Source organism: Aeromonas sp. 30P (assembly GCF_051919805.1).
Classification (GTDB): Bacteria; Pseudomonadota; Gammaproteobacteria; order Enterobacterales; family Aeromonadaceae; genus Aeromonas; species Aeromonas veronii.
On sequence record NZ_JBQBEA010000001.1, the window covers coordinates 2012810 to 2036692 of the forward strand.

Annotated in this window: 19 protein-coding genes, 6 tRNA genes and 1 pseudogene; 19 read left to right on the forward strand and 7 right to left on the reverse strand. The window is 60.5% G+C overall.

Annotation, left to right across the window (positions count from 1 at the left end; all coding sequences use genetic code 11):
• Positions 1 to 4 precede the first annotated feature (4 nt).
• Positions 5 to 871, reverse strand: a complete 867-nt coding sequence (locus tag ACTG2B_RS09270; RefSeq protein WP_439995577.1) for a LysR family transcriptional regulator — start codon at positions 869 to 871, stop codon at positions 5 to 7.
• Positions 872 to 940: 69 nt separating this feature from the next.
• On the reverse strand, positions 941 to 1858 hold the full coding sequence (locus tag ACTG2B_RS09275) for a DMT family transporter (protein ID WP_047439496.1): 918 nt from the start codon (positions 1856 to 1858) through the stop codon (positions 941 to 943).
• Positions 1859 to 2031: 173 nt separating this feature from the next.
• Between ACTG2B_RS09275 and ACTG2B_RS09280 the strand changes: the two genes are divergently transcribed.
• The 3 genes from ACTG2B_RS09280 to ACTG2B_RS09290 all read left to right on the forward strand — a co-directional run bounded on the left by ACTG2B_RS09280 (position 2032) and on the right by ACTG2B_RS09290 (position 5728).
• Positions 2032 to 2910, forward strand: coding sequence for a helix-turn-helix domain-containing protein (locus ACTG2B_RS09280; protein WP_201956334.1), 879 nt, complete (start codon positions 2032 to 2034; stop codon positions 2908 to 2910).
• A gap of 262 nt (positions 2911 to 3172) precedes the next feature.
• On the forward strand, positions 3173 to 4810 hold the full coding sequence (locus ACTG2B_RS09285; RefSeq protein WP_005333463.1) for an ATP-dependent endonuclease: 1638 nt from the start codon (positions 3173 to 3175) through the stop codon (positions 4808 to 4810).
• A 198-nt stretch (positions 4811 to 5008) separates the two neighbouring features.
• Positions 5009 to 5728 carry a hypothetical protein gene (locus ACTG2B_RS09290; RefSeq protein WP_064338076.1) on the forward strand — a complete coding sequence of 240 codons (720 nt, stop codon included), beginning with the start codon at positions 5009 to 5011 and terminating at the stop codon, positions 5726 to 5728.
• A gap of 94 nt (positions 5729 to 5822) precedes the next feature.
• Here ACTG2B_RS09290 and glgX read toward each other — a convergent pair.
• A pseudogene (gene glgX, locus ACTG2B_RS09295) lies at positions 5823 to 7885 on the reverse strand (glycogen debranching protein GlgX).
• 196 nt (positions 7886 to 8081) lie between these two features.
• Here glgX and ACTG2B_RS09300 point away from each other — a divergent pair.
• From ACTG2B_RS09300 to yjjG, 8 genes are all read left to right on the forward strand, one after another.
• Positions 8082 to 8158: transfer RNA gene (locus ACTG2B_RS09300), tRNA-Met, on the forward strand.
• Between the two features lie 94 nt (positions 8159 to 8252).
• Positions 8253 to 8329 (forward strand) — tRNA-Met (locus ACTG2B_RS09305).
• 88 nt (positions 8330 to 8417) lie between these two features.
• A tRNA-Met gene (locus ACTG2B_RS09310) sits at positions 8418 to 8494 on the forward strand.
• Between the two features lie 88 nt (positions 8495 to 8582).
• A tRNA-Met gene (locus ACTG2B_RS09315) sits at positions 8583 to 8659 on the forward strand.
• An 88-nt stretch (positions 8660 to 8747) separates the two neighbouring features.
• Positions 8748 to 8824 (forward strand) — tRNA-Met (locus ACTG2B_RS09320).
• A gap of 88 nt (positions 8825 to 8912) precedes the next feature.
• A tRNA-Met gene (locus ACTG2B_RS09325) sits at positions 8913 to 8989 on the forward strand.
• Between the two features lie 171 nt (positions 8990 to 9160).
• Positions 9161 to 10660, forward strand: coding sequence for a M17 family metallopeptidase (locus ACTG2B_RS09330; protein ID WP_439996922.1), 1500 nt, complete (start codon positions 9161 to 9163; stop codon positions 10658 to 10660).
• A gap of 14 nt (positions 10661 to 10674) precedes the next feature.
• Positions 10675 to 11355, forward strand: a complete 681-nt coding sequence (gene yjjG, locus ACTG2B_RS09335) for a pyrimidine 5'-nucleotidase (protein ID WP_439995578.1) — start codon at positions 10675 to 10677, stop codon at positions 11353 to 11355.
• A gap of 117 nt (positions 11356 to 11472) precedes the next feature.
• Here the strand turns inward: yjjG and ACTG2B_RS09340 are convergent, their stop codons facing one another.
• From ACTG2B_RS09340 to dusC, 3 genes are all read right to left on the reverse strand, one after another.
• A complete protein-coding gene (locus ACTG2B_RS09340) occupies positions 11473 to 12192 on the reverse strand; it encodes a substrate-binding periplasmic protein (RefSeq protein ID WP_439995579.1) in 720 nt (239 codons plus the stop codon).
• Positions 12193 to 12352: 160 nt separating this feature from the next.
• On the reverse strand, positions 12353 to 12721 hold the full coding sequence (locus ACTG2B_RS09345) for a TraR/DksA family transcriptional regulator (RefSeq protein WP_005333451.1): 369 nt from the start codon (positions 12719 to 12721) through the stop codon (positions 12353 to 12355).
• 97 nt (positions 12722 to 12818) lie between these two features.
• On the reverse strand, positions 12819 to 13763 hold the full coding sequence (gene dusC, locus ACTG2B_RS09350) for a tRNA dihydrouridine(16) synthase DusC (RefSeq protein ID WP_139408356.1): 945 nt from the start codon (positions 13761 to 13763) through the stop codon (positions 12819 to 12821).
• A gap of 123 nt (positions 13764 to 13886) precedes the next feature.
• On the opposite strand from dusC, the gene ACTG2B_RS09355 reads away from it, so the two are divergent.
• The 5 genes from ACTG2B_RS09355 to nfo all read left to right on the forward strand — a co-directional run bounded on the left by ACTG2B_RS09355 (position 13887) and on the right by nfo (position 19315).
• Positions 13887 to 14264 (forward strand): YbaN family protein, encoded by a 378-nt coding sequence (locus tag ACTG2B_RS09355; RefSeq protein ID WP_439995580.1) that lies wholly within the window; start codon positions 13887 to 13889, stop codon positions 14262 to 14264.
• 134 nt (positions 14265 to 14398) lie between these two features.
• Complete coding sequence (apt, locus tag ACTG2B_RS09360) at positions 14399 to 14944, forward strand: adenine phosphoribosyltransferase (protein ID WP_005352403.1); 546 nt, start codon at positions 14399 to 14401, stop codon at positions 14942 to 14944.
• Positions 14945 to 15116: 172 nt separating this feature from the next.
• Positions 15117 to 17711, forward strand: coding sequence for a DNA polymerase III subunit gamma/tau (dnaX, locus tag ACTG2B_RS09365; RefSeq protein ID WP_439995581.1), 2595 nt, complete (start codon positions 15117 to 15119; stop codon positions 17709 to 17711).
• Between the two features lie 114 nt (positions 17712 to 17825).
• Positions 17826 to 18155 carry a YbaB/EbfC family nucleoid-associated protein gene (locus tag ACTG2B_RS09370; RefSeq protein ID WP_005333445.1) on the forward strand — a complete coding sequence of 110 codons (330 nt, stop codon included), beginning with the start codon at positions 17826 to 17828 and terminating at the stop codon, positions 18153 to 18155.
• 317 nt (positions 18156 to 18472) lie between these two features.
• A complete protein-coding gene (gene nfo, locus ACTG2B_RS09375) occupies positions 18473 to 19315 on the forward strand; it encodes a deoxyribonuclease IV (RefSeq protein ID WP_439995582.1) in 843 nt (280 codons plus the stop codon).
• Between the two features lie 94 nt (positions 19316 to 19409).
• On the opposite strand, the gene ACTG2B_RS09380 is transcribed toward nfo, so the two are convergent.
• Positions 19410 to 20315 carry a LysR substrate-binding domain-containing protein gene (locus ACTG2B_RS09380; protein WP_235461184.1) on the reverse strand — a complete coding sequence of 302 codons (906 nt, stop codon included), beginning with the start codon at positions 20313 to 20315 and terminating at the stop codon, positions 19410 to 19412.
• 102 nt (positions 20316 to 20417) lie between these two features.
• On the opposite strand from ACTG2B_RS09380, the gene ACTG2B_RS09385 reads away from it, so the two are divergent.
• From ACTG2B_RS09385 to ACTG2B_RS09395, 3 genes are all read left to right on the forward strand, one after another.
• Positions 20418 to 21410: a TDT family transporter gene (locus ACTG2B_RS09385; RefSeq protein ID WP_439995584.1), complete on the forward strand. Its 993-nt coding sequence runs from the start codon at positions 20418 to 20420 to the stop codon at positions 21408 to 21410.
• Between the two features lie 258 nt (positions 21411 to 21668).
• Positions 21669 to 22658, forward strand: coding sequence for a lauroyl-Kdo(2)-lipid IV(A) myristoyltransferase (gene lpxM / locus ACTG2B_RS09390; protein WP_439995585.1), 990 nt, complete (start codon positions 21669 to 21671; stop codon positions 22656 to 22658).
• Positions 22659 to 22809: 151 nt separating this feature from the next.
• Positions 22810 to 23805 carry an LpxL/LpxP family acyltransferase gene (locus tag ACTG2B_RS09395; RefSeq protein WP_162515105.1) on the forward strand — a complete coding sequence of 332 codons (996 nt, stop codon included), beginning with the start codon at positions 22810 to 22812 and terminating at the stop codon, positions 23803 to 23805.
• Positions 23806 to 23883 lie beyond the last annotated feature (78 nt).

Genomic DNA, 23883 nt, shown 5'->3' on the forward strand with positions numbered 1-23883 from the left:
ACGGCTAGCGCGGCGTGTCGCTGCGGTGGCGAAAGTGTTGGTGCAGGGCGCTCACCAGCCTAGCGATCCGCTCTCGCTTTAGGCTGTTTGGTCGGTAGACCAGATGCAGGGGACGGCCTAGCCCGGGCAGTGGGCGGGCCATTTCCCCCTGTTCGCCCACCAGCCCCAGCAGGCCAGCGGGGAGCAGTACAGGGCCAATGCCTGCCTTGGCGAGTTCGATGAGCGCCAGATAGGAGTCGAGCTCCATGGCGGGCTCCAGCCCCAAATAAGCCAGCGGTTCGCGCAGGTAACGGTTGGAGGGGTTCTCCAGATCCATGGTGAGGATCTTGCGCCTGCTTTCTGCGCTGGCTGGCGGCAGGCTCTGCTGCGTTTCGCCCACCAGATAGAAGGGCTCCTCAAGCAGCAGATCGGCGCCGAGGCCATGGCCGGGTGGGAGCCGACCGGCGCAGATGCCGAGCAGGGCATCACCGCTGCGCACCCGAGCCAGAATGACCGGAGTGTGGTGGGTAGAGAGGGCAAGATGGGGATCGCGCTCCAGATAGTCGCGCATAAAGTGGGCGAGATAACCCGCCAGCAGGGTTTCAGAGCAGGCGATGGGGAGGGGGCTCTGATCCGCCAGATCCTGACTATCGGCCAGCACCCCCTTCATTTCGGCCAGACTCGGGGCCACTCGCTCAAGCAGCTCCTTTGCCTGCGGGGTGAGGCGGATCTGGCGCCCCTCCGGCTCGATCAACTTCTTGCCAAGGCGCAGCTCCAGCTGGGCAATCCGCTTGCTCACCGCCGACTGGCTGATATAGAGGCGACTGGCCACCTTGGCCATGGTCCCTTCGCTCGCCAGCAGGCTCAGCGTCTCCAGCCCTTCCAGTAACATCTCGCCCCCTTGTGTATCGCCATCAGGATCGTCACAGATTGATCAGCGCTACCTTAGGGGCTGACTGGCTCAGGAGCAAGGGTCGTTTGCTGCCTTGGCCGGTCGAATGCGCCATTCGCTGAGGGGCGGTGCGAAGATCACCAGATTGCCGATGAGGCTGATCACCACTCCGGCTACCGAGACCGGCTGCCAGACAAAGCCTTCATAGAAGGTGGAGAGGGTAAGCGCCACCAACGGAAAGAGCACGGTGGCGTAGGAGGCCTTGCTGGCACCGATGCGCCCAACCAGGGTCAGGTAGGCGGTAAAGGCGATCACCGAGCCAAACAGGGCGAGGTAGACCATGGCCGCCAGATAGTGGCCATCGGTCGGCACCACCAGTTGCTGCCCGAGCAATGTGACCCAGCCCAGCAACAGCACCACGCCGTAAACCATGCCCCAGGGCACCAGTTGCAGTACGTGGTAGCCATGGCGCTGGCCCCGGGCCGAGACCAGATTGCCCAGCGAAAAGCAGAGGGTGCCGCCGCAGGCGAGCAGCAGCCCCTTCCAGCCGTTTGCACCCAGTTGCGCATCCGCTAGCACCGGCCAGAACAGTAACAGGGTGCCAAAGAGCCCCAGCAAGGAGCCTTGCAACCAGCGCAGGGTGGGGCGCTTGCGCTCGAACAGCCAGAGGTTGAGGCCGTTGAAGATGCTGGCACTGGCGAAGATCACTGCCGACATGCCGCTCGGGATATAACGGGTGGCGTGGTAGAAGCAGAGAAAGTTGGTGGAAAAGAGCAGGGCACCGAGCAGTGCTGCGTAACGCTGGCCGTGCCAGGGGAGGCGTGGAAAGCGGCCGCTGGCGGCGAGCAGTGCAAACAGCGCAACTGCTGCCAGCAGGAAGCGGTAGAGCACCGACACCTCGATGGGGATGGGGCCAAGTTGCCAGGCGATGGCAATCCAGGTGCTGCCCCAGATAAGCACGGTGGCAAGATAGAGCATCAGATTCATCACAGTTCCGGTGAGTCAGGGAGAGATGAACCACTATGGGGCGAGCCCTGATGGCTGGATTGCACCATCTTGCGGTTTTTCATCGCCCTGCGCTGTCATCTGCGGGCGCGGTCGGTAAGATGGATGGCAGCGGGATAACCCGTACACTTAACCGGAACAGGTGGCAGGGGCGAATGAAAACAGCAGGGGTATTTGATGCTCTGGTCAGCACCGGCGCCCGGCTGGAGGACGCTTGCTGGCTCGAACCCGGGCTTGGCGTCGCCAGTTGGCGCAACTGCTATGACCAGACCCGCTATCACAAGCCGGGCCACCACACCCTGAGCGTCTATCTGCAAGGAGGCGAGCAGACCGAGCGACTCGATGGGCCGGGTGGCCACGGCGGCACCGGCAAGGTGTGCATCATGCCGGATCACCATAGATCCGAGTGGCTGGTGCGCGAAGAGTTTCGCTTCTTTCATCTCTACTTCACCCCGGCTCACCTCACCCGTATCGCCGAGGAGGTGTGTGACAAGGAGGGGCGCAACCTGCAACTGGTGGACAAGACCTTTATAGACGATCCGCAGGCGGCTTCGCTGGTGCAGCGCCAACTGATGCAGCTTCAGTGGCAGCACGGGGTCGATCGGCTGGCACTTTCCCACGGCGCCTGGATGTTGATCCTCCACGCCTATCGCCACCACACCGAGGAGGCTCCCGGTCTGCCGCCTCTGCGCGGCGGGCTGGCGCCGGTGGTGATCAAGCGGGTGCAGGAGTATCTGCAGGCCCATCTGGCCGATTCGGTCACGCTGGCAGAGCTGGCCCAGCAGGCGGGGCTGAGCGAGTATCACTTTGCCCGCATGTTCGGCCAGAGTCTCGGCTGCCCGCCCCACCGCTATCTGCTGGGGCTGCGGCTCAAACGGGCCAAGCAGCTGTTGGCCGGCCCCGAGCCGCTGGCCAGTATCGCCAGTCAGTGTGGCTTCTCTTCCCAGGCCCATTTCGGCAATCGTTTTCGCGAGGCGTTTGGTTTGACGCCGGGGCAGTGGCGGGCGCAATTGTCATCTTCTCGTCACAGATAACCCTGAGACTTTGGACAAAAGAGGTGTACTCTCTACCACTTATCCATTGAAAGGAATGCCCATTGAATTATCGCAAACGTCAAATCCGTACCCGTCATCTCTGGTTCAGCCACTGGAATGCCCCGCAAGATCGCACAGCTGTTGTTACCCCTCCCGAACCTGCAGTGCCTCACAGTTCACGTTGAAAAAGCCCCGCCTGCGATAGGATTTTTCCGGTAACTTTGCCACTATTGCCCCATCACAATGATGTGGACATGGCTGGATGTTTCTGGAACGTATTGAAGTCAAAGGTTTTCGCGGTATAAATCGCCTGTCGCTCGGGCTGGATCAGACCACAGTATTGATCGGCGAGAATACCTGGGGTAAATCGAGCCTGCTGCGCGCCCTCTGGTGTCTGTTGGGGCAGGATGCCGAGCCCTATCAGTTCACCGCCGAGGATTTTCACCAACCGGAAGATCCCGAATTGGCCCCGGCGCGCCACCTGCAACTGGTGCTCACCTTCAGTGAGCACAGACCCCAGATGTGTCAGCACTCCCGTCGGCTGGCCCGTCTTTGCCCCTCCTGGGTGCTGCACAAGGACAAATTCCACCGCATTCACTATCGCGCCAGCGCCGAGCTGCAGGCGGATGGCTCTGTGCTCACCATTCACGACTTTCTCGACGGGGTAGGCAAGAGCCTGCCCATCGCCAACACCCACGAGCTGGTCTGCATGCTCATCACCATGAACCCGGTGTTCCGGTTGCGGGACGCCCGTACCGCTCGCAACGGGGTGGAGACATTGCAGTGGGGAGATCTCTCCGAGCATCGCCTGAGCGAGCTGGCGGACAAGCTGATCGACGAACCCCAGCGGATCGGCGAACCGGAGCTCAAAGAGGCGTTGCAGGCGGTGCGCCAGCTGATGGATCACTACTTCAACGCCCTGGCCCCCATCAAGAACAAGCCGCGCAGTCAGCGCGACATCATCAATCGCCCCATGACATTGCGCAATCCTGGCAACCTGCATACCCTGCTGCGCCGCGCCGATAACCGCGCGCTGCAGCTGGCGATGGCGGGGATGGCGGCTACCCTGCTGCAAGCGCGGGGCAACCGCGAGCTGGAGGAGGGGGCCCGTCCCATCATGATCCTGGAGGACCCGGAGAGCCGGCTGCACCCAACCATGCTGGCGCTGGCGTGGGGGCTGCTGGAACAACTGCCGGGCCAGAAGCTGCTCACCACCAACTCGGGGGACTTGCTCTCTTCCCTGCCGCTCAATCAGGTGCGGCGGCTGGTGCGCCGTCAGCAGGATATCCTCTGTCACCAGCTGGGGGGCGAGCGTTACAGCAGCGACGATCTGCGCAAGATCGCCTTCCATGTGCGGATCAACCGCCCCATGTCGCTGTTTGCCCGTTGTTGGCTGCTGGTGGAGGGGGAGACCGAGATCTGGCTGCTCTCCGAGTTGGCGCAGATCTGCGGTTACAGTCTGCGGGCCGAGGGGGTGCGGATCATCGAGTTTGCCCAGTGCGGTCAGTCGCCGCTCATCAAGGTAGCGCGGGACTTTGGCATCGAGTGGCACCTGCTGACCGATGGCGACGAGGCGGGGCTCAAGTATGCCACCTCGGCCCGGGGCCAGCTCAAGGGAGAGCGGGAGCGGGACCGACTGACCCAGCTCCCTGCCGCCGACATCGAGCACTACCTCTATCACAACGGTTTTGAAGCTGTGTTTCGCCGCGAGGCTGGGGTGGGCGGGCGCGCCATGTGGAGCGCCAGTCACATTATCAATAAGGCTATTCATCACCGCAGCAAGCCGGGAATGGCGCTGGCGGTGGTGGAAGAGGCGGAGCGGCTCGGCGCCGAGCATATTCCGCCGGTGATCCGCCAGATGTTTGCCCGGGTGGTGGCGCTGGCCCGCGGTCAGGGCTAACGCCACCACCGCATCCCGTCACTATGGGCATGGCTGCCAGCAGGGCGCCCTTCAAGGTGGGCCCTGCTGGCGGCAAATTGCCCCGGATTGTTTGCCCACGATTGTTTGTCGCGATTGGGGATAGCCGCCGGTTTGGGTATACTCGCCCCTCTCTGGCGCCCCGGTGGCGCACCTCGAATCTTTACTGCTGGAGGCGTCGTGTTCGTCCAACTCCCTTTTTGGCTCTTTCCTCTCACCGGATTGATGGCGCTTGGCGCCCTGATCGCCCTCGGCATCGTGCTGTGGCGCGGTGATATCTGCCCTGGCCAGCGCTCGCGCATCAGTCAGCAGCTCTTCTCCATCTGGGTCATTACCGCGCTCTCCCTGATGCTGGCGGTAGAGGCCAAGGCGGCCAGCTGGCTCATCTGGAGTGGTGGGGCTGCACTGGTGCTCGGGGTTGGCTTGTCGCTGGCCCAGTCACGGCTGGAGGGCAAGCGTTCAGTCCCCTCGACACTGCTCTGGCTACCGGCGTTGCCGCTCGCTCTCTATGGCTTCGGGCTGCTGCAACTGCAGGGCTGGGTGAGCGGTCTGCTGCAGATGGCGATGCTGGGAGCGGCCTTTGCCCACCTGATGCTGCTGCGGGCCCGTCATCGTCTCAAGGCATTCAATACCCTGTTGCCGCTGGCCGGTCTGGTGGGGGCGATGGCCAGCCTTGTCTGGCTGGCAGTGCTGGTGGGCTGGCAAGGGGGTGAGGCCAATCTCGATGCCCTGATCCCGGCGGTGGTGACCCAGGCAGCGCTGCTGGTGGCCTCTCTGCTGCTCTGGTTCAGCCCACTCTACTTGCAGCGTGATACCGCGCCTGTGGTGGTCTCTACCTCCCTGTGTGGCCTGCTGATCGCCCAGATTGCCGCTACCAGCGTGTTGCACCAGCTGATCTGACACTGGTGCTGAAAAGAGAAAGCCCCGAGCCAACACTCGGGGCTTTTGCATATCTGGCTTGCAGGTATCGCTGCTATCAATTCACAGCAATCGATCAATAGAAATCGTCGGCCCCGCAGATAAAGAGGCAACTGCTGCGCGGCTGGGCCAGATATTCGCGGGTCAATCCCTCCAGCGGCATGCCGAAGGTGCAGATATCTTGCGGCGAGGGGAGGGCGGTATCGAGGATCCGCCGCCAGTAGCCGCCGACCCCCTTGGGGGGCTCGGCAGGTTGAAGGTGAGGGGCTCCCAGTAGGCGTTGAACAGCACATAGAGCGCCAGCTTGGTTTCGCTCGACAGCGCCGACATGGCGATGGCATGGGAGTGGGGGCTGAAATCCGGTTGCCCGGCGTTGACCCCGTGCCAGCAGATCTCGCTGTGGCGCAGGATCTCGGTGAGTGACAGCGGCATGCTCTCCTGCTCCGGGCGCTGAAACAGGTGTTTGCGGTATTGGATCAGCTCCTTCATAAAGCGGAACATCTCCTGACTGCGGGCATTGGGCAGCCAGTTCATCCAGCAGGTGGCATTGTCCTGGCAGTAGCCGTTGTTGTTGCCCCGCTGGGTGCGCAGCAGCTCATCCCCCATCAGCAGCATGGGGGAGCCCACCGAGAGCAGGGTTGCCACCATCATGTTTTTGGCCTGGCGCATCCGCAGGGCGTTGATCTGGGGATCTTCCGTTACCCCTTCGTGGCCGTGGTTCCAGCTGAAGTTGTGATCGCAGCCGTCACGGTTCTCCTCCCCGTTGGCCTCGTTGTGCTTGCTGTTGTAACTGGCCCAGTCCCACAGAGTAAAGCCATCGTGACAGGTGACGAAGTTGATGCTCTTCTCGGGATCGGCGTGGTGATAGTGGTAGATGTCGGGACTGCCGCAGAGCCGCTCGACAAAGGCGGTGACGCTGTTGTCATCCCCGCGCAGGAAGCGGCGCACATCATCCCGGAACTGGCCGTTCCACTCACGCCAGCGGGCGCCGGCCAGTGACCCCACCTGATAGAGCCCCCCCGCGTCCCAGGCTTCGGCAATCAGCTTGATGTCGGCGATGTTGGGGTCGGTATCTATGGTGCGCAGGGTAGGCGCATTGGCCTGCGGCTGACCCGATTCATCCCGCGACAGAATGGCGGCCAGATCAAACCGAAAGCCATCGACGTGCATCTCCTGACGCCAGAAGTGGAGGCTGTCCATGATCATCCGCAGCACCACCGGATGGGCGCCGTTGAAGGTGTTGCCGCAGCCTGAATAGTTGGTGTCCTTCTGGTTGTTGTCGAGGATGTAGTAGGCCTCGTTGTCGATGCCGCGAAACGAGAAGGTGGGGCCATCATCTCCTCCTTCGGCGGTGTGGTTGTAAACCACGTCCAGAATCACCTCGATATTGGCCTTGTGCAGCGCCTTGACCATGTCGCGAAACTCGGTCAGCGGATCATCGCCGCAGGCGTATTGGGCGTGGGGGGCGAAAAAGGACATGGGGCTGTAACCCCAGTAGTTGGAGAGTCCTTTGGGTGCATCCTGAGGATCGAACTGGAACACCGGCAGCAGCTCGACGGCGGTGACACCGAGAGATTGCAGGTAGGGGATCTTCTCAATCAGCCCTAGATAGGTGCCACGCAGCGCCGGATCGACCCCGGAGCTCGGGGACTTGGTAAAGCCCCCCAGATGCAGTTCGTAGATCACCGAGCGGGAGAGGGAGTGAGCGGGCAGTTTGTCTCCTTCCCAGTCGTAGTGGCGAGTATCGACCACCTTGTTCTTGGCGCAACAAGCCAGATTGCTGCCCGGACGGGCCGCCGCCCATCGATCGTAATTGGCGCCAAGCTCGATGCTGCGGCCGTAAGGGTCGAGCAACACCTTCTCGGCATCGAAGCGGGTGCCGCCATATGGGCGCCACGGGCCCTGAATGCGATAGGCGTAACGTTGCCCGACCGAGATCCCCTCCACATGGATATGCCAGTAGTAGGCGGTGCGGTTGAGGCGCGGGGAGAGGGGGATCACCTCGGGGGTCGCATCGTCTGCGTTTGCGAAGAGCAGTAGTTCGACCCGGCTGGCAAGGCGTGCCCAGATCGCAAAGTTGACGCCGTTACTGTCGGGTGTGGCCCCCAACTGACGGCAGTGACCGGCGGAGATGCGCATATTCTACCTACCCAAAATGAGGAGTGTTCACCTTATTGAGTGTAGTGCCGGATGCCTAGCAAGGACTCGATTGCCTGAAAAAACAGCATGATGCTGCTAATGACCGCACTATTTGTCCAATTAATCTACGAATAAACTTTTTTTGAGATATTTACTTGCAATCTGTGCGCTGGCGCCTATTATTGGCGACCTCAGACGCGGGGTGGAGCAGCCCGGTAGCTCGTCGGGCTCATAACCCGAAGGTCGTCAGTTCAAATCTGGCCCCCGCAACCATCTGAGATCCTGACCAGTCAAGCCGGTGTAACCGGTTGGTGGAAAAGGAGAAATCGAACTGGCTACGGCTCGGCCAATTCGAGAAAAATTCGGACGCGGGGTGGAGCAGCTCGGTAGCTCGTCGGGCTCATAACCCGAAGGTCGTCGGTTCAAATCCGGCCCCCGCAACCAACTTTTTCGTCAGCTTGCGATTGTGCAAACAGTCGAAGGCAGACAAACGCCACCAAGCTACTGCTCGGCTTGAGGGTGACAATTCGGACGCGGGGTGGAGCAGCTCGGTAGCTCGTCGGGCTCATAACCCGAAGGTCGTCGGTTCAAATCCGGCCCCCGCAACCAACTCTTTCGTCAGCTTGCGATTGTGTAAACAGTCGAAGGCAGACAAACGCCACCAAGCTACTGCTCGGCTTGAGGGTGACAATTCGGACGCGGGGTGGAGCAGCTCGGTAGCTCGTCGGGCTCATAACCCGAAGGTCGTCGGTTCAAATCCGGCCCCCGCAACCAACTTTTTCGTCAGCTTGCGATTGTGCAAACAGTCGAAGGCAGACAAACGCCACCAAGCTACTGCTCGGCTTGAGGGTGACAATTCGGACGCGGGGTGGAGCAGCTCGGTAGCTCGTCGGGCTCATAACCCGAAGGTCGTCGGTTCAAATCCGGCCCCCGCAACCAACTTTTTCGTCAGCTTGCGATTGTGCAAACAGTCGAAGGCAGACAAACGCCACCAAGCTACTGCTCGGCTTGAGGGTGACAATTCGGACGCGGGGTGGAGCAGCTCGGTAGCTCGTCGGGCTCATAACCCGAAGGTCGTCGGTTCAAATCCGGCCCCCGCAACCAACTTTCTGTACGTTCCCTTCCTGCATTGCCAATCATTGAACAATCCTTCTTGATGCTCGTCACCATCTGGTGATTGCTGCTATTTCTGACGCTTTTTCAAGACCAAAACTGGTCGTATCAACCATTTGTTGGGTATCATCAGGTATCTCTTCATGGATGAGGCACGAGCCTGTGATCACTCCCTTCACCTATCTTCCTCCTGCTATTGAAAGCCGGGATGCCACGCTGGCCGAAGCCCTTGCCCAAGGGCTGCCGTTGCAACTGCTGCTGATCGCCGAAGAGCAGAAGGAGTCCTTGCTTTCGCTCCCCGCCCTTGCGGGAGTCAAGACCCAGCTTGCGCTGGGGAAAAAAGCGCCCTTTACCCTGATGCATGGCAATACCCTGTTGCAGGTGATGTTTGTGACCGGCAGTGTGACGCGGGATCACCGCCTCTATAAACAGATCAGAGGCTGGATTGCTCCTCTTTCTGGGCTTAATGTGGAGCGGCTCGGGCTGCATCTGGAAGGTTTTTCTCCCTCCGAGCGAGTGATGCTGGCCGAAGTGATGTTGTCAGCCCTGCTTGCCGCCAATATTTCGTTGCCCACCAGCAAGCGCCGCAGTGAAAGCAGTTGGAGCTATCAGCAGATCAAGGTTTCACCCGCGGTGGTGCTGGACTTGGCGCGCCTCTACAGCGAAGCGGGGGGCAACGGACTGGCTCGCCATCTGGCGGTGTTGCCTGCCTCCGAGCTGACGGCCGCCAGCTATCGCGAGTTTGTCAGCAAGCTGGCGCAAGATGAGGGGTGGCAGTGCCATCACTATGATCAGGCGCAGCTGGCCGAGTTGGGGGCGGGGGCGTTTCTGGCCGTTGCTCGTGGCTCGGAAGACAATCAGGGGGCCATGGTCAAGCTCAGCTACTATCCGCCCAAGCCGGTGCGCCGCATTGCACTGGTAGGCAAGGGGATCTGTCACGACTCCGGCGGTTACAACCTCAAGGTCTCTGGCAGCATGTATGGCATGCATCTGGACATGGGGGGCAGCGCGGTGGCGCTGGGGGCCCTCTACGCCATCAGCCGAGCTCAGCTACCCTACGAGGTACACTGCTGGCTGGCCATTGCCGAGAACCATATCGGCCCTCACGCCTATCGTCCTGGCGAGGTGGTGACTGCCATCAATGGCACCTCCATCGAGGTGGTCGATACCGATGCCGAAGGGCGAATGGTACTGGCCGATACCCTGGCGATGGCGGTGCAGGATACTCCTGATCTGCTGCTCGATTACGCAACCCTGACCGGGGCCTGCAAACGGGCGCTGGGTAGCCGCTACAGCGGCGTCTTTACCAATCGCAGCGAATGGATTACATCGCTGGTCAATCTGGGTCAGCGCAGCGGTGAACGAGTCTGGCCCTTCCCGCTTGATGACGATTATGACGACAACATCGAAAGCGAGTGGGCCGATCTGTTGCAGTGTGCGCCGGGAAGTTCGCCGGATCACATTGATGCGGCCCGTTTCCTCGCCCACTTCGTGCCCGAGCAGACCCCCTGGCTGCACTTCGACCTGAGCGGTTTTCGCAACAAGGGGGGCAATGGGGTGGTCTCCAGCGAAGTGACCGGCTTCGGCGTGCGTCTCACGCTGGATCTGCTGGCCAGCCCGCTTGGCAGAGTTGGTCGCCAAGCCTCTGAACAATCTGAATGATAACAAGGAGTTCTGTGAAACAACCAAGCTATGACTGGGTGCTGTTCGATTTGGATGAAACCCTGCTCGATTTTCCGGTCGCCTCCGCGCTGACGCACACCCTGCAGATCTATGGCGTACAGGCTGATGACGCCAGCATGGCGCAGTACTACGCCCTCAACCACGGGCTCTGGCAGCAGTACAACGACGGCGAGATCGATGCAACGGCGTTGCAGCAGACCCGCTTCTCCCTCTTTGCCCAGCAGGTTTCCGCCGATCCCATGGCGATGAACAACACCTTTCTGGAGCAAATCATTGCCCTTAGCATGCCTCTCGAAGGAGTGGTCGAGACCCTGCAGCAGCTGCGCAGCAAGGTGCGGATGGGGATCATCACCAATGGTTTCAGCGTGCCTCAGCGGGGGCGGCTCGGCAGACTGGGCTGGAGCGAGTGGTTCGAGCCGCTGGTGATCTCCGACGAGATCCGGGTGACCAAGCCGGCGCCAGCTATTTTCCAGCACACCCTCTCCCTGATGGGGCAGCCGGATCCTGCGCGGGTGCTGATGGTGGGGGATAACCCGAAGACCGATATTGCCGGGGCGGCGGCGCAGGGGCTGGCAACCTGCTGGTACAACCCGGCGCGGCAAGCGGGCGAGTGCGATGCCACACACGAAATCCACCACTTCGCCCACCTTGCCGACATTGTGCTGGGACGCTGATAGCCAGGCTTAACCCATCACGTTATCGATGACCAAAGCGTCCTGGCAAGTTGCAACCAGGGTTGTTTGAGAACGGATTGGGTTTGCTTGAGACAGTAAGGGGAGCTGATGCTCCCCTTACTTATGAGTATTTTCCTGTGAATGCAGGGATCTGAACTGGTAGCGATCGAGGATCTGCTGATAGTCGGGACTCTGTTTTAATTTATCGATAGCCTGATTGATCCGCTGCAGTTGCGCTTCAGTGGTGCTCTCTTTGCTCAGCATCAGGTGAACTGGTGTGACTTCGATACGCAGCAGGGTATGCAGCTGATCCTGCGCTTCATCCTTATCCTGCCACCCCTGCAGTCCGTGGGGATCCAGAATAAACCCCTGGATCCGACCCCCTTGCAACATCTTCAGCAGCTGATCCAGCCGCAGGCGCATCTGCAAGCGAGGCTGCAGCTCGGGCCTTGCCATCAACTGGCGGAAGGTATTGCCGTAATCAAAGCCCTTGAGCACCCCGATATGGAAGTCGGGGGTGTTGATCAACTGCTCGAGGGTGGTGATCCCGCGCCAGCGTTCGGCATCTTGCCGACGGATGATGATGGCCGTCTCCTCTTCCCGATAGGGGTGGCTGAAACGGGCATATTGCTGCCGCTCGGCGGTGATATTGGCTGACATGGTCAGCTGAACCGTGCCGAATTTCAGCTCGTGCAGCACGCGAGCCCAGGGCATTTCACTGAATTTGGCCTGATAACCGGCCCGAAGGAAGATGGCGTTGAGCAGCTCCACATCCAGTCCGCGGAGCTGTTGCTGTTCATTGCGATAACTGAAGGGCTGCCAGTCGACCCAGCCCACGACCAATGACTCCTGTGCCGTAGCCTGGCAACACAAACACCATAACAACAAGAGTCTGTACACAACGCATACCCTCGAACAGGCTGATACGGTGAGTATTGGACAGGAACGACGGAGTAACCAGTGCTGAGGGTTGAGCGGATGCACAGATGTGCATCCCTCACAGTTCGTGGGCGTGGAATCCCTTGCGATAACGGGTTTCACAGCGCGGGCAGCGTTGCAGGGTCGGATCCTGTTCCAGCTGTTCGATGGAAAGCGGCTCTTCACAATCGGAGCAAAGGCCATAGAGGCCGAGATCCATCTGGCAGAGTGCTGCATCGATCCGCTTGAGGCGGGCCACGCTCTGCTCTACCTTCGGCAGATCCAGCCGGCTGGTCAGTTCCACCAGTTGATCCTGCTCGCAGTGACCGACCTGTTCGGCCCACTCGTCACGGCGGCAGGCTTTGAGCTGACCGATCAGCGTTTCTCTTACTTGGGCCCAGTCTGACAGCAGGCGATTACGCCAGACAGTCAACTGTGCTTGCGTCATTTCACACACATTATCCCCCACAGGACAGACGACAGATTCGGGGCAGTATAGGGATCCGATAACTCTATCAAGATGATATGCGTCAAGTTAAACGTGGTTAGCCGTGGCTTTTGGCTGCTTGCAGCAGGGCATCGCGGATGGGAGCCGTCTCTTTGAGCACCCGGATCTCCTGAAACAGCAGGTCCGCTTCGGGATATTCCCGCTTGAGATAGCTGAACCACTGTTTGATGCGGCTGGGGTAGTAGTCGGCTTTTTCGCTGGCCAGATCCTGCTCGGTATAGCTCACCATCAACTGCAGCACCTCGGCCCAGCTCATGTGCGGGCAGCCGGTTTTCATCACGTTGGCCAGATTGGGCAGGGAGATGGCGCCGCGCCCGACCATCAGGGCATCGCAACCCGAGACCCTGGCGCAGGCGAGGGCATCTTTGTGATCCCAAATCTCGCCGTTGGCGGTGACGGGGATGGGCAGGGCGCGGCGAATGGCATCCACATACTCCCAGTGGGCGGGTGCCTTGTAGCCTTCGCGCTTGGTGCGGGCATGAACGGCCAGCTCGTTGGCGCCCCCCTGGAAGACCGCCTGAGCGTTCTCCAGATAGAGATCCTTGTCGTCGTAACCGAGGCGAATTTTGGCGCTCACCGGCAGATGGGCAGGCACCGCCTCGCGCACCGCCTTGACGATGCGGTAGATGGTCTCGGGCTCTTTGAGCAGCACCGCACCGCCCTTGCTCTTGTTGACCGTAGGGGCGGGACAGCCGAAGTTGAGATCGACGCCGGGGGAGCCCAGCTCGATGGCGCGCAGGGCGTTCTCGGCCAGCCACTCGGGGTGTTGCCCCAGCAGTTGTACCCGCACCGGGGTGCCTGCGCGGGTTTTGCCATCTTGCAGTAGTTCAGGGCAGAGGCGGTAGAACACCTTGGCGGGCAGCAGCTGATCGACGACCCGGATAAACTCGCTCACGCAGAGATCGTAATCATTGACGGAGGTGAGTACCTCCCGCATCAGGTGATCCAGTACCCCCTGCATGGGGGCCAAAATAACGCGCATAACGGCTTTCCGACGAGAGTGGCAAGAAAAAAGAGCGCAGATTGTAGTGGGGTTGCGGCCCGCTGTCAGCACCCGCTCAAACTCTGTTAGGCTAGAGGGAGATAAATCACGCAAGGAGAAGGAATGAAGAGTTGGTGTCTGATGGCGCTCGGGTGGCTGGCATTTGCCACCGGTATTGTGGGTATTGTGCTGCCCCTGTTGCCGACTACCCCCTTCATGTTGCTGGCCGCAGCCCTGTTTGCCCGCTCGTCGCCCCGTTTTCATCGCTGGTTGCTGACCCATCCCTGGTTTGGCCCGCCCATCGTGGATTGGCAGCAGTATCGCGGTATTCGTCGTCAGGCCAGACGGCGCGCCATTATCTTCATTTTGCTCACTTTCTCGGTGTCGCTGGCGGTGGTGCCACTGCTGTGGGTCAAGGGGCTGCTGGTTGTCATAATGGTGATCCTGCTCACCTGGTTAATGCGCCTGCCGGTGCTGGAGCCAGTTGCAATGGTGAAGTGAAGTCCCTAAGCTATTGCAGCAATAATGCTATGGAGTCGGCCTGTCATTTTTGCGTGACAGGCTTTTTTATTTCCCGCAGAAGGGAATTGAGAAAAAATGGCCACCCCTGGGTCAAAAAAATAAGCGGTCAACACATGAATCCGGAAACCCTGAAATTTATCGAAGCAAGCATCAAGACCATTCCCGACTATCCGAAGCCGGGCATTCTGTTTCGTGACATTACCAGCCTGATCGAGAACGCCGAGGCCTTCAAGGCCACCATCGATCTGCTGGCCAATCATTATCGTGATCAAGGGATCACCAAGATTGTTGGCACCGAAGCCCGCGGCTTCATCTTTGGCGCACCGGTTGCCTATGCCATGGGGCTGGGCTTCGTGCCGGTCCGCAAGCCGGGCAAGCTGCCGCGCGAAGTGATCGAGGAGTCCTATGCCCTCGAGTACGGCACCGACACCCTGCAACTGCACACCGATGCCATCGTGCCCGGTGACAAGGTGCTGGTCGTGGACGATCTGCTGGCGACTGGCGGTACCGTCGATGCGACCGTCAAGCTGATCCGCCGTGCCGGTGGTGAAGTGGCCGATGCGGCCTTCATCATCTCCCTGCCGTCTCTGGGGGGCGATGCCCGCCTGACTGCTGCTGGCATCAAGGTAGTCTCACTGGTCGAGCTGGCCGGCGAGTAATGCCTCTTCGGCCCGATCCTCTGCATCGGGCCTGCATTGAACCGGTGCCCTTGCGGGCATCGGTTTGAAAATCAAGCGATCCCTCCCGCTCTGACCGATAGCCGATACAGCCAGCCCGCCATTTGTGTTAGCATCCGGCCTCAATGCCCTGTCTTCCCTGCATGATGGATTTATGAGCTATCAGGTTCTGGCGCGTAAATGGCGCCCCCATACGTTTGAACAAGTGGTAGGCCAGCAACATGTGCTGACCGCCTTGACCAACGCCCTGGATCAGGGACGGCTGCATCACGCCTATCTGCTGAGCGGTACCCGCGGGGTCGGCAAGACCACCATCGCCCGTATTCTGGCCAAGAGCCTCAACTGCGAGCAGGGGATCAGCAGCCACCCGTGCGGTGTCTGCGATACCTGCCGCGAGATCGATCAGGGCAACTTTGTCGACCTGCTGGAGATTGACGCGGCGTCGCGAACCAAGGTGGAAGATACCCGCGAGCTGCTCGACAACGTGCAGTACCGTCCGGCCCGCGGCCGCTTCAAGGTCTATCTCATCGATGAAGTGCACATGTTGTCGCGCCACAGCTTCAACGCGTTGCTGAAAACCCTGGAAGAGCCGCCCCCCTATGTGAAGTTTCTGCTGGCCACCACGGATCCGCAGAAGTTGCCAATTACCATTCTCTCGCGCTGTCTGCAGTTTCATCTGAAGAGTCTGGATCAGACCCAGATCGCCAAGCAGCTCGAATGGGTGCTGGATCAGGAGGGGCAGCCCTTCGAACCACGCGCCCTGCTGGCCCTGGCCAAAGCCGCCGACGGCAGTATGCGCGATGCCCTGAGCCTGACCGATCAGGCGCTGGCCCACGGCAATGGCAGCGTGCGCCTCGAGAGCGTGCTGGCGATGCTGGGCACGCTCGATCACCGCCATCTGCACCAGCTGCTGGAAGCCATTTTGCGGCAAGATGCCCCCGCGACCATGGCCAAGATCACCGAGATCGCCACCCTGGGCCCCGATTTTGATCAGCTCCACGCCGAGCTGGAAGGTTTGCTCCATCGCATCGCCATGGCGCAACTGCTGCCTGCCAGTGTGCAGGAGCAGGGGGCGGATGCTGATTCCCTGCTGCAACTGGCCAAGGCGATGAGCCCGGAAGAGGTGCAGCTCTGCTACCAGATCGTGCTGGGTGGCCGTAAAGATCTGCCCTGGGCCCCCGATGGCCGCACCGCGCTGGAGATGACCTGCCTGCGGATGCTCGCCTTCTCCCCAAGGCGCGATGCCCTGCATCCGGCCAGCCTCACCGCGTTGCCCCCGTCAATGACGAGCAGTGCCACGCCGGTAGCCTCCTTGCCGGGAAAGCGCCCGGCCGCTGAGTCGGCCGCACTGGCACCGATCAGCGGCGCCGTGCCCGCACCGCTAGCCAGCCCTGTTGCCAGCACGCCTGTTGCTACCAGTGCAGTGCCCGCGGTTGATGTCTCCCTGCCTTCGATGGTGGATGACATCGGTAACCCCGCTGACAGCGAGGAGGAGGCGCAAGCCGCCGAGCTGTTCAGCCAGCAGGATGAGCTGCTGCGTGAAGCTACGGGCATGGGGTATCAACCCGAGCCCGCGTTGACCCATGCGCAGCCCGATGTGTCTGCGCACTCAGCCGAACAATCCGCTGATGCTGATGATCGAGCACCTTCCGCAGCCGATATGGACTATTCCCGTAGCGAGCCGCTGACCGCCCCCTTCGAGCCCGCACTCGAAGCGACAACAACGCCTGTTGCCGCTGCTGAACCGGTATCAGCGGTATCGAGCATGCAGAGCCTGCTTGGTAAGCGAAATATGCTGCGCAGCCGCCAGCGAGGTCAGGATGCCACGGCGGCGCCTGCGCCGCGCGCAGTACCGGTTGCACCAGCTCGCCCTGTTGCGCCCGCTGCTGTACCGGCCGTCACCCAACAGCCAGCTCCGGTCGGCCAACCGGCCGGGCAGGGGATGGCGACGATGGGACACTATAATGATCTGCCGCCGGTGGATCTCTATGGCGACGGTTACGAGCCGCATGGTGACAACGGGGAATACGAGGAGTACCTCAATCAGGGCTTTGCCGAGCAGACTCAGGTGATGAGCCACGCCCCCGTCACGGCACCGGCCCAGCCATCCGATCTGCCACCCTGGGAACTCGACGGGCAGCCGAGCTATCGACCCGACGAGCGCAGTGCTGCGGCGCCTGCGGTGACGCCCGCCCCAGCGACTCTGCCGCCCGTTGCCACCACGGCGGTGGCTGCTGCCCTTGTGACGCAGGATGAACCCCCTCAGCCGGTGATGGAGACCATCGACTGGGATGAGCTCGAGAGCGACAGCGAGCCGCAAGAGGGAGAGGCGACTCGCCTTATCCCCTCCTCGCTGCTCAATGGTTGCGGCGACCCTTGGGCCGAGTTGATCGCTCACACTCAGGTGGGAGGGCGGCTGCGCCAGCTCGCCATCAACTCGGTGATGACGCGGGAAGGGGACAAGGTACTGCTAACCCTCAAGCCCGAGCAGCGCCATCTGGTGAGCGACAAGGCGCGCGCCGATCTGGCCGAGATCATCGGGCCAGCGTTGGGACAACCCGTGCAAGTCGAGGTGACGCTTGGTGTGGTGCCTGACCAGGAGACCCCCCTTGAGATCGAACATCGCCTTTATCTCGGGGTGCGCGAGCAGATGACCTGGGATCTGGAGCAGGATCCCAACGTACAGTTTTTAGTTCAGCGGTTTGGTGCCGTGCTTCATCACGAGAGCATCGAGCCACTCAACCGCTAAATTCCGTGGCCGGGAGCTTGCTTCCGGTTGAAAAGCAGTTTGGCTGTCCCCATCTAGGACAGACAAGCCCACAGCCCGGCGCTGGATGCCGGATTTCAAGACGAGAGACGACATATGTTTGGTAAAGGTGGAATGGGGAACCTGATGAAACAGGCCCAACAGATGCAAGAGCGTATGCAGAAGGCGCAGGAGCAGCTGGCTCAGATGGAAGTGACCGGTGAAGCCGGTGCTGGCATGGTCAAGGTCACCATGACCGGTAGCCACAGCGTCCGTCGCATCGAGATCGACCCCTCCCTGATGGAAGATGACAAGGAGCTGCTGGAAGATCTGGTTGCCGCCGCTTGCAACGATGCAGTGCGTCGTGTGGAAGAGCAGAACAAGGCCAAGATGGGCGAACTGACCGGTGGCATGCAACTGCCGCCAGGCTTCAAGATGCCCTTCTAAGACGACTCTCCCCGCGCATTCTTGCTCCCTTGTCGCAGGTCATTCTAGCCACGGCAAGGGGGACGGCCGAGAGACCCAAAGACGCAGCGTTATTGCTCAGGCGATACGCTGCGTTTTTTATGGGCGCCATGCTGGCGTGGATGGGCTCTAACTATCCCTTCTGCGGAGCGGTTGCTACAGTGCAGGCCGATTACGCCGTGAAACGCAGCCGCCTTGCTAAGGCAGCACTTTTTGTCGATACCCGCTATCGGATATCCCGGTTTGGCGTGGCAGGGCTGGATCGGCATAATGGCGGCTTGCCGTATTGAGGAGATTGTATGAAATATATCGGAGCCCACGTCAGTGCGGCCGGCGGGGTGGAGAATACCATCGCCCGCGCCCAGGCCATCGGGGCCAACGCGTTTGCCCTCTTTACCAAGAATCAACGTCAGTGGCAGGCGGCCCCCTTGTCGAATGCCACCATCCGTGCCTTCAAGGCGGCTTGTGACAAGGCCGGTTTTCTGCCGGAGCAGATCCTGCCCCACGACAGCTATCTCATCAATCTGGGCCACCCGGATCCCGATGGTCTGGCCAAATCCCGCGATGCGTTTCTCGACGAGATGAAGCGTTGCGAGCAACTGGGGCTCTGTTATTTGAATTTCCACCCCGGTAGCCATCTCAAGCAGATCCCTGAGGCGGCCAGCCTCAAGCTGGTGAGCGAGTCCATCAACTGGGCGCTGGAGCGAAGTGAGGGGGTGACGGCGGTGATCGAGAATACCGCCGGGCAGGGGACCAACCTCGGCTGGTCGTTCGAGCACCTTGCCACCATCATCGAAGGGGTGGAGGACAAGAGCCGGGTCGGGATCTGTTTCGATACCTGCCACGCCTTTGCCGCTGGCTACGATCTGCGCACCGCCGAGAGCTGCGCTGCCGTCTTTGCCGAGTTCGACCGCACGGTGGGTTTTCATTATCTCAAGGGGATGCATATCAACGGCGCCAAGTGTACCTTCGGCAGCCGGGTCGATCGCCACCACAGCTTGCGGGAGGGCAATCTGGGGGAGCCAGTATTCCACCACATCATGAATGATGATCGCTTCGATCGCATTCCGCTGATCCTCGAGACCATAGACGAGTCCATCTGGGGCGAGGAGATCAGCTGGTTGCGCAGTCTGGCGCAGTGATACCGAGCAAGCGAATCAAAGAGAGGGAGCCGTGGCTCCCTCTCTGCTTTCTCCGTCATTGGCGGGCGGGCGTGCCAGCGGCGCTCCGAGCGCGTTACTCTGCGCGGCTCACCTCGGCATCCTTCACCTGAGCCCGGCAGAAGTGGATAAAGTGGCGCAGGGAAGTGGAGTGGTACTTCTGCTTGTGCCAGATAAGGGAGAGCTGGCGCGGGAAGCGGCGGGAGAGGGGCAGGGCGATCAGCCGCCCATCTGCCAGGCGATCCGAGGCTGCCAGCCGGGAGATAAAGGAGATGCCAAGCCCCTTCTCCACCGCCAGCATCACCGCCTCCAGGGTGTTGAGTTCAAGCCCTGGTTGCCAGCGGGGCAGCTCGGGCTGGATCTGCTGGATAAATTGCTCGCGGCTGCCCGATTGCGCTTCACGCAATACCCAGGTTTCGCCCCCCAGTCGGGAGAGGGAAAGCTCCTTCTTGCTGGCAAGCGGGTGACCGGGTGGCGCCACCACCAGCATCTCGTCCTGCAGCCAGGGTTCGGCGAGCAGGTCGGGGTGGTGGTTCTCCCCCTCGATCAGTGCCATATCCAGCTCGAAGTTGGCCAGCGCATGGCAGAGCAGGTGAGTGTTGTTGATGGTCACCTTGGGGGGGAGCCCCAGCTCCTGTTTGCTGCTGGCGAGCAGGGTGGGGAGCAGGTAGTTGCCGATGGTCTGGCTGGCACCAAGGCGAAGCTGGCCGCTCGGCTCGGCATCGGGACTGAACAGGTTCTCGATATCCTGCATCCGGGTCAGCAGCTCTTCGGCGGCCGGTTGCAGCAGGCGCCCTTCGTTATTGAGCTGCAATCTGGGGTGAATGCGGTCAAACAACGGGGTGGAGAGCTGGCGCTCCAGCTCCTGCAGCGACTGGGAGACGGCCCCCTTGCTCAGGCAGAGCTCGTTGGCGGCAAGGCCAAGGTTTCCATAGCGGGCAATGGTGGCGAACACTTTCAGCTGCTGCAGGGTCAGTTTCATCGTGTTTGGTTTTCCTGAATGATTGATTTAATTCATTTAGATATCGTAAACGATAAGGGGGCATTATCCTATCGCCATAGTCATCAATAGAAAGGTGTCATCATGATCGCAAGAACCCGTAAATCACTGGCTGCCGCCCCAACCCCCATGGCGGGTCTGGCGCTGGGCATCGCCAGCCTTGGTTGGTGTTGGGAAAATGCCGGTCACTTCGATGGCCGGATGCAACTGCTGGGCGCTGCCATTGCGGCCGTGCTGCTGGTGATCCTGACCTTCAAGTTTCTGCTTCACCCCCGCCTGCTGTTGCAGGATCTCGCTCACCCCGTGGTGGGCAGTGTGGTTCCGACCTATGCCATGGGCACCATGGTGGTCTCCAAAGCGCTCGGTATGATTGCGCCGCAAGCGGGCGAGGCCCTCTGGCTGTTTGCCGTGGCGGTTCACCTGCTGTTCCTGGCCACCTTTATCTGGCATCGCGCCAAAGAGTTTGAAATCCACCACATGGTGCCGAGCTGGTTCGTGCCGCCAGTGGGCATCATCGTGGCTGACGTCGCCTTCCCGGGTGGTCAATTTGCCCCGCTGGCCAACGGTCTGCTCTGGTTCGGGATCATCTGCTATGGCCTGATGCTGCCGCTGATGCTCTATCGCCTGATCTTCAGCCATGAAGTGCCGGATGCCGCCAAACCGACCATCGCCATTCTGGCTGCCCCTGCCAGCCTCTCTCTTGCCGGTTACCTGACCGTCAGTCAGGTGCCGTCACTGCTGCTGGTGGCTGTGCTGTTGGGGATCGCCATCCTGATGACCGGCATCATCTATCTGGCCTTTATCAAACTGCTGCGTCTGCCCTTTTCGCCGGGTTATGCCGCCTTCACCTTCCCGCTGGTGATCGGTGCCACCGCTCTGTTCAAAGTGGCCCATCTGGTTGAAGGGTTTGCGCAAGGGAGTCACTACGTCGAGCAGATCAGACTGCTGGCCCACTTTGAGCTGGGGGTGGCTACCGTGATCGTCGGGTATGTGGCACTGCGTTACCTGATGTTTTTTCTGCCGCAGCGTAATACCGAAATGAATAACGGCATGGCCCGCCAGGGTGCTCACCGTTAAATCTTGAAGAAGATGTGACATCGGGAAATGGATAAGCAGTGCGCTCCGAGAGCGACGGGATAAACGACCAGTCATACGATGGATGGACAAAGAGCCTCCACCCTGGTTGTGTAACGAGCAAAATGCCCCGCAGTGCGGGGCATTTTTTTATGGTTTTTTGATGTGGCGCCCGTGGCGGGCTATTTGCCATGGATTTAACTGGTATTACCTGTCAGGACGACTACAATGCAGCACCACTTTTTCGCTCGACCCCAATACATGTCGTCCCAAGATCCCGTATTTGACTCCTCTTTTGAAGCCCGTTTTCTGCATCCCCGCTACTGGTTCAGCTGGCTGGCGCTCGGTGTGCTCATGCTGCTGGCCTTTGTGCCGGCGCGATTGCGCGACCGTTTGGCCGAAGCCTTGGCTCCGCTGGTGTTTCGTATCTCGAAAAAACAGATCTATATCGCCAGAACCAATCTGGAGATCTGCTTCCCGGACAAGAGCCCGGAAGAGCGGGATGCCATTGCACTGACCTCGATCCGGGTCGGCCTCAAGAGTCTGTTGGGATTTGGCGAGTTCACCATGCGCAGTCAGCGTTATCTGATGAGCCGGATGCAGGTGATCGGTTGGGAGCATATCGAGGCGGAGCGGGCGGCCGGCCGTCCGGTGATCCTGGTGGTGCCCCATACCTGGCCGGTGGATGCCGCTGGTTACTGCTTCACCCAGCGCGGGGTGCCGATGTGCACCATGATGAAACGGGCGCGCAATCCGGTGTTTGACTGGCACCTCAACCGTGCGCGAGCCAAGAACGGTTGCCGCGTCTATGAGCGCAGCGCCGGGATCAAGGCGGTGATCAGAACCATCAAGAGCGGTCGCAGCTTCTTCTATCTGCCGGATCAGGATCATGGCCGCGAGAAGAGCATCTTCGCCCCCTTCTTTGGCTATCCCAAAGCGACCCTGCCTGCCTTGCCCCGTCTGGTGCAGGTCAGTGGCGCCAAGGCGGTGCCGCTGCTCGCCTGCTATGACGAAGCGAACCACTGCTACCGGCTGGAGATTGAGGCACCGTTCGACAACTATCCCACCGAGGATGTGATGGCCGATACCTGTCGGATGAATGACATGGTGCAACAGCAGCTGATGCGCCATCCGGGCCAGTACATGTGGTTCCTCAAGATCTTCGATACCCGTGAGGATCAGGAGGGGCTGGATGGCCTTTACGAGGCGGGGATCCAGCGGATCCGCAAGGGATTGTCGCCCCACGGCTGACCCAGAATTTGCGTTGATTGAAATGGCCCCAGGTGGGCCATTTTTTTATGATAACTCGTCTGAACAGTGCCTTGCGGGTCGATGGCCTGCCTCCCCAGGGTAGAAAAAAATGTCAGGATCACTACAATAACCGTTTGTTTTTGATGACTTGATGGCCGCCATGTCTGCGTTAGATCCGGTATTTGATACCTCATTTCATAGCCGCCTGCTGCATCCCAAATGGTGGGGCAGCTGGTGCGCGCTGGGCCTGCTCTCCCTGCTGGCATTTACTCCTGCGAGATTGAGGGATCGCTTTGCCGATCTGGTTTCGCCGACCCTGCTGCGTTTTTCGAAAAAGCAGGCCTATATCGCCGATACCAACCTCAAGATCTGCTTTCCCGAGCTGGATGCCGCCGCACGTCAAGCGCTGCTGCTCAAATCGATCCGGGTCGGGCTCAAGACCTTTATGGGCTTTGGCGAGCTCAGCTGGCGCAGCAAGGCGCGGCTGACCCGCCGCATCAAGGTCACCGGCTGGGAGCATGTGCAAGCGGAGCAGGCTGCGGGCCGCCCGGTGATCCTGGTGGTGCCTCATACCTGGGCGGTCGACATGATTGGCCGCTACTTCTCCATGATGGGCATCGAGATGTGCACCATGATGAAGAGCCCGAAAGATGAGGTGTTCGACTGGTACATCAACCGCGAGCGGGCCAAAGGGGGCAAGGTCTATGAGCGCAGCGCCGGGATCAAGCCTGCGATCAAGTCGATCCGCGCTGGTGCCAGTTTCTTCTACCTGCCAGATCAGGATCACGGCCGCGAGGCGAGCGTGTTTGTTCCCTTCTTTGGCCGCCCCAAGGCAACCCTGCCCGCGCTGCCCAAGCTGGTGAAGCTGACTGGTGCCAGAGCCGTGCCCATCTTCGCCAGCTATGACGAGGATGAGGGACGCTATCTGCTGGAGATCGAGCCGCCGTTTGACCCTTATCCCACCGCCGATCTGCTGGCAGACGTCAATGCCATGAACCGGGTGGTAGAGATGCAGGTGGCGCGCCATCCCGAGCAGTACATGTGGTTTCTCAAGATCTTCGAAACCCTGGAGCATCAGGAGGGGGATGACGGCCTCTATGAAGCGGGGATCCAGCGTATTCGTCAGGGCTTGCCGCCCGAACCTTGAAAATTGGCCCGCTTGCGGGCCATTTTTGTTGGCACAGGCGCCTTTCGTATTTGGTCTGCTGCTGGTGGTTTTTAAGGC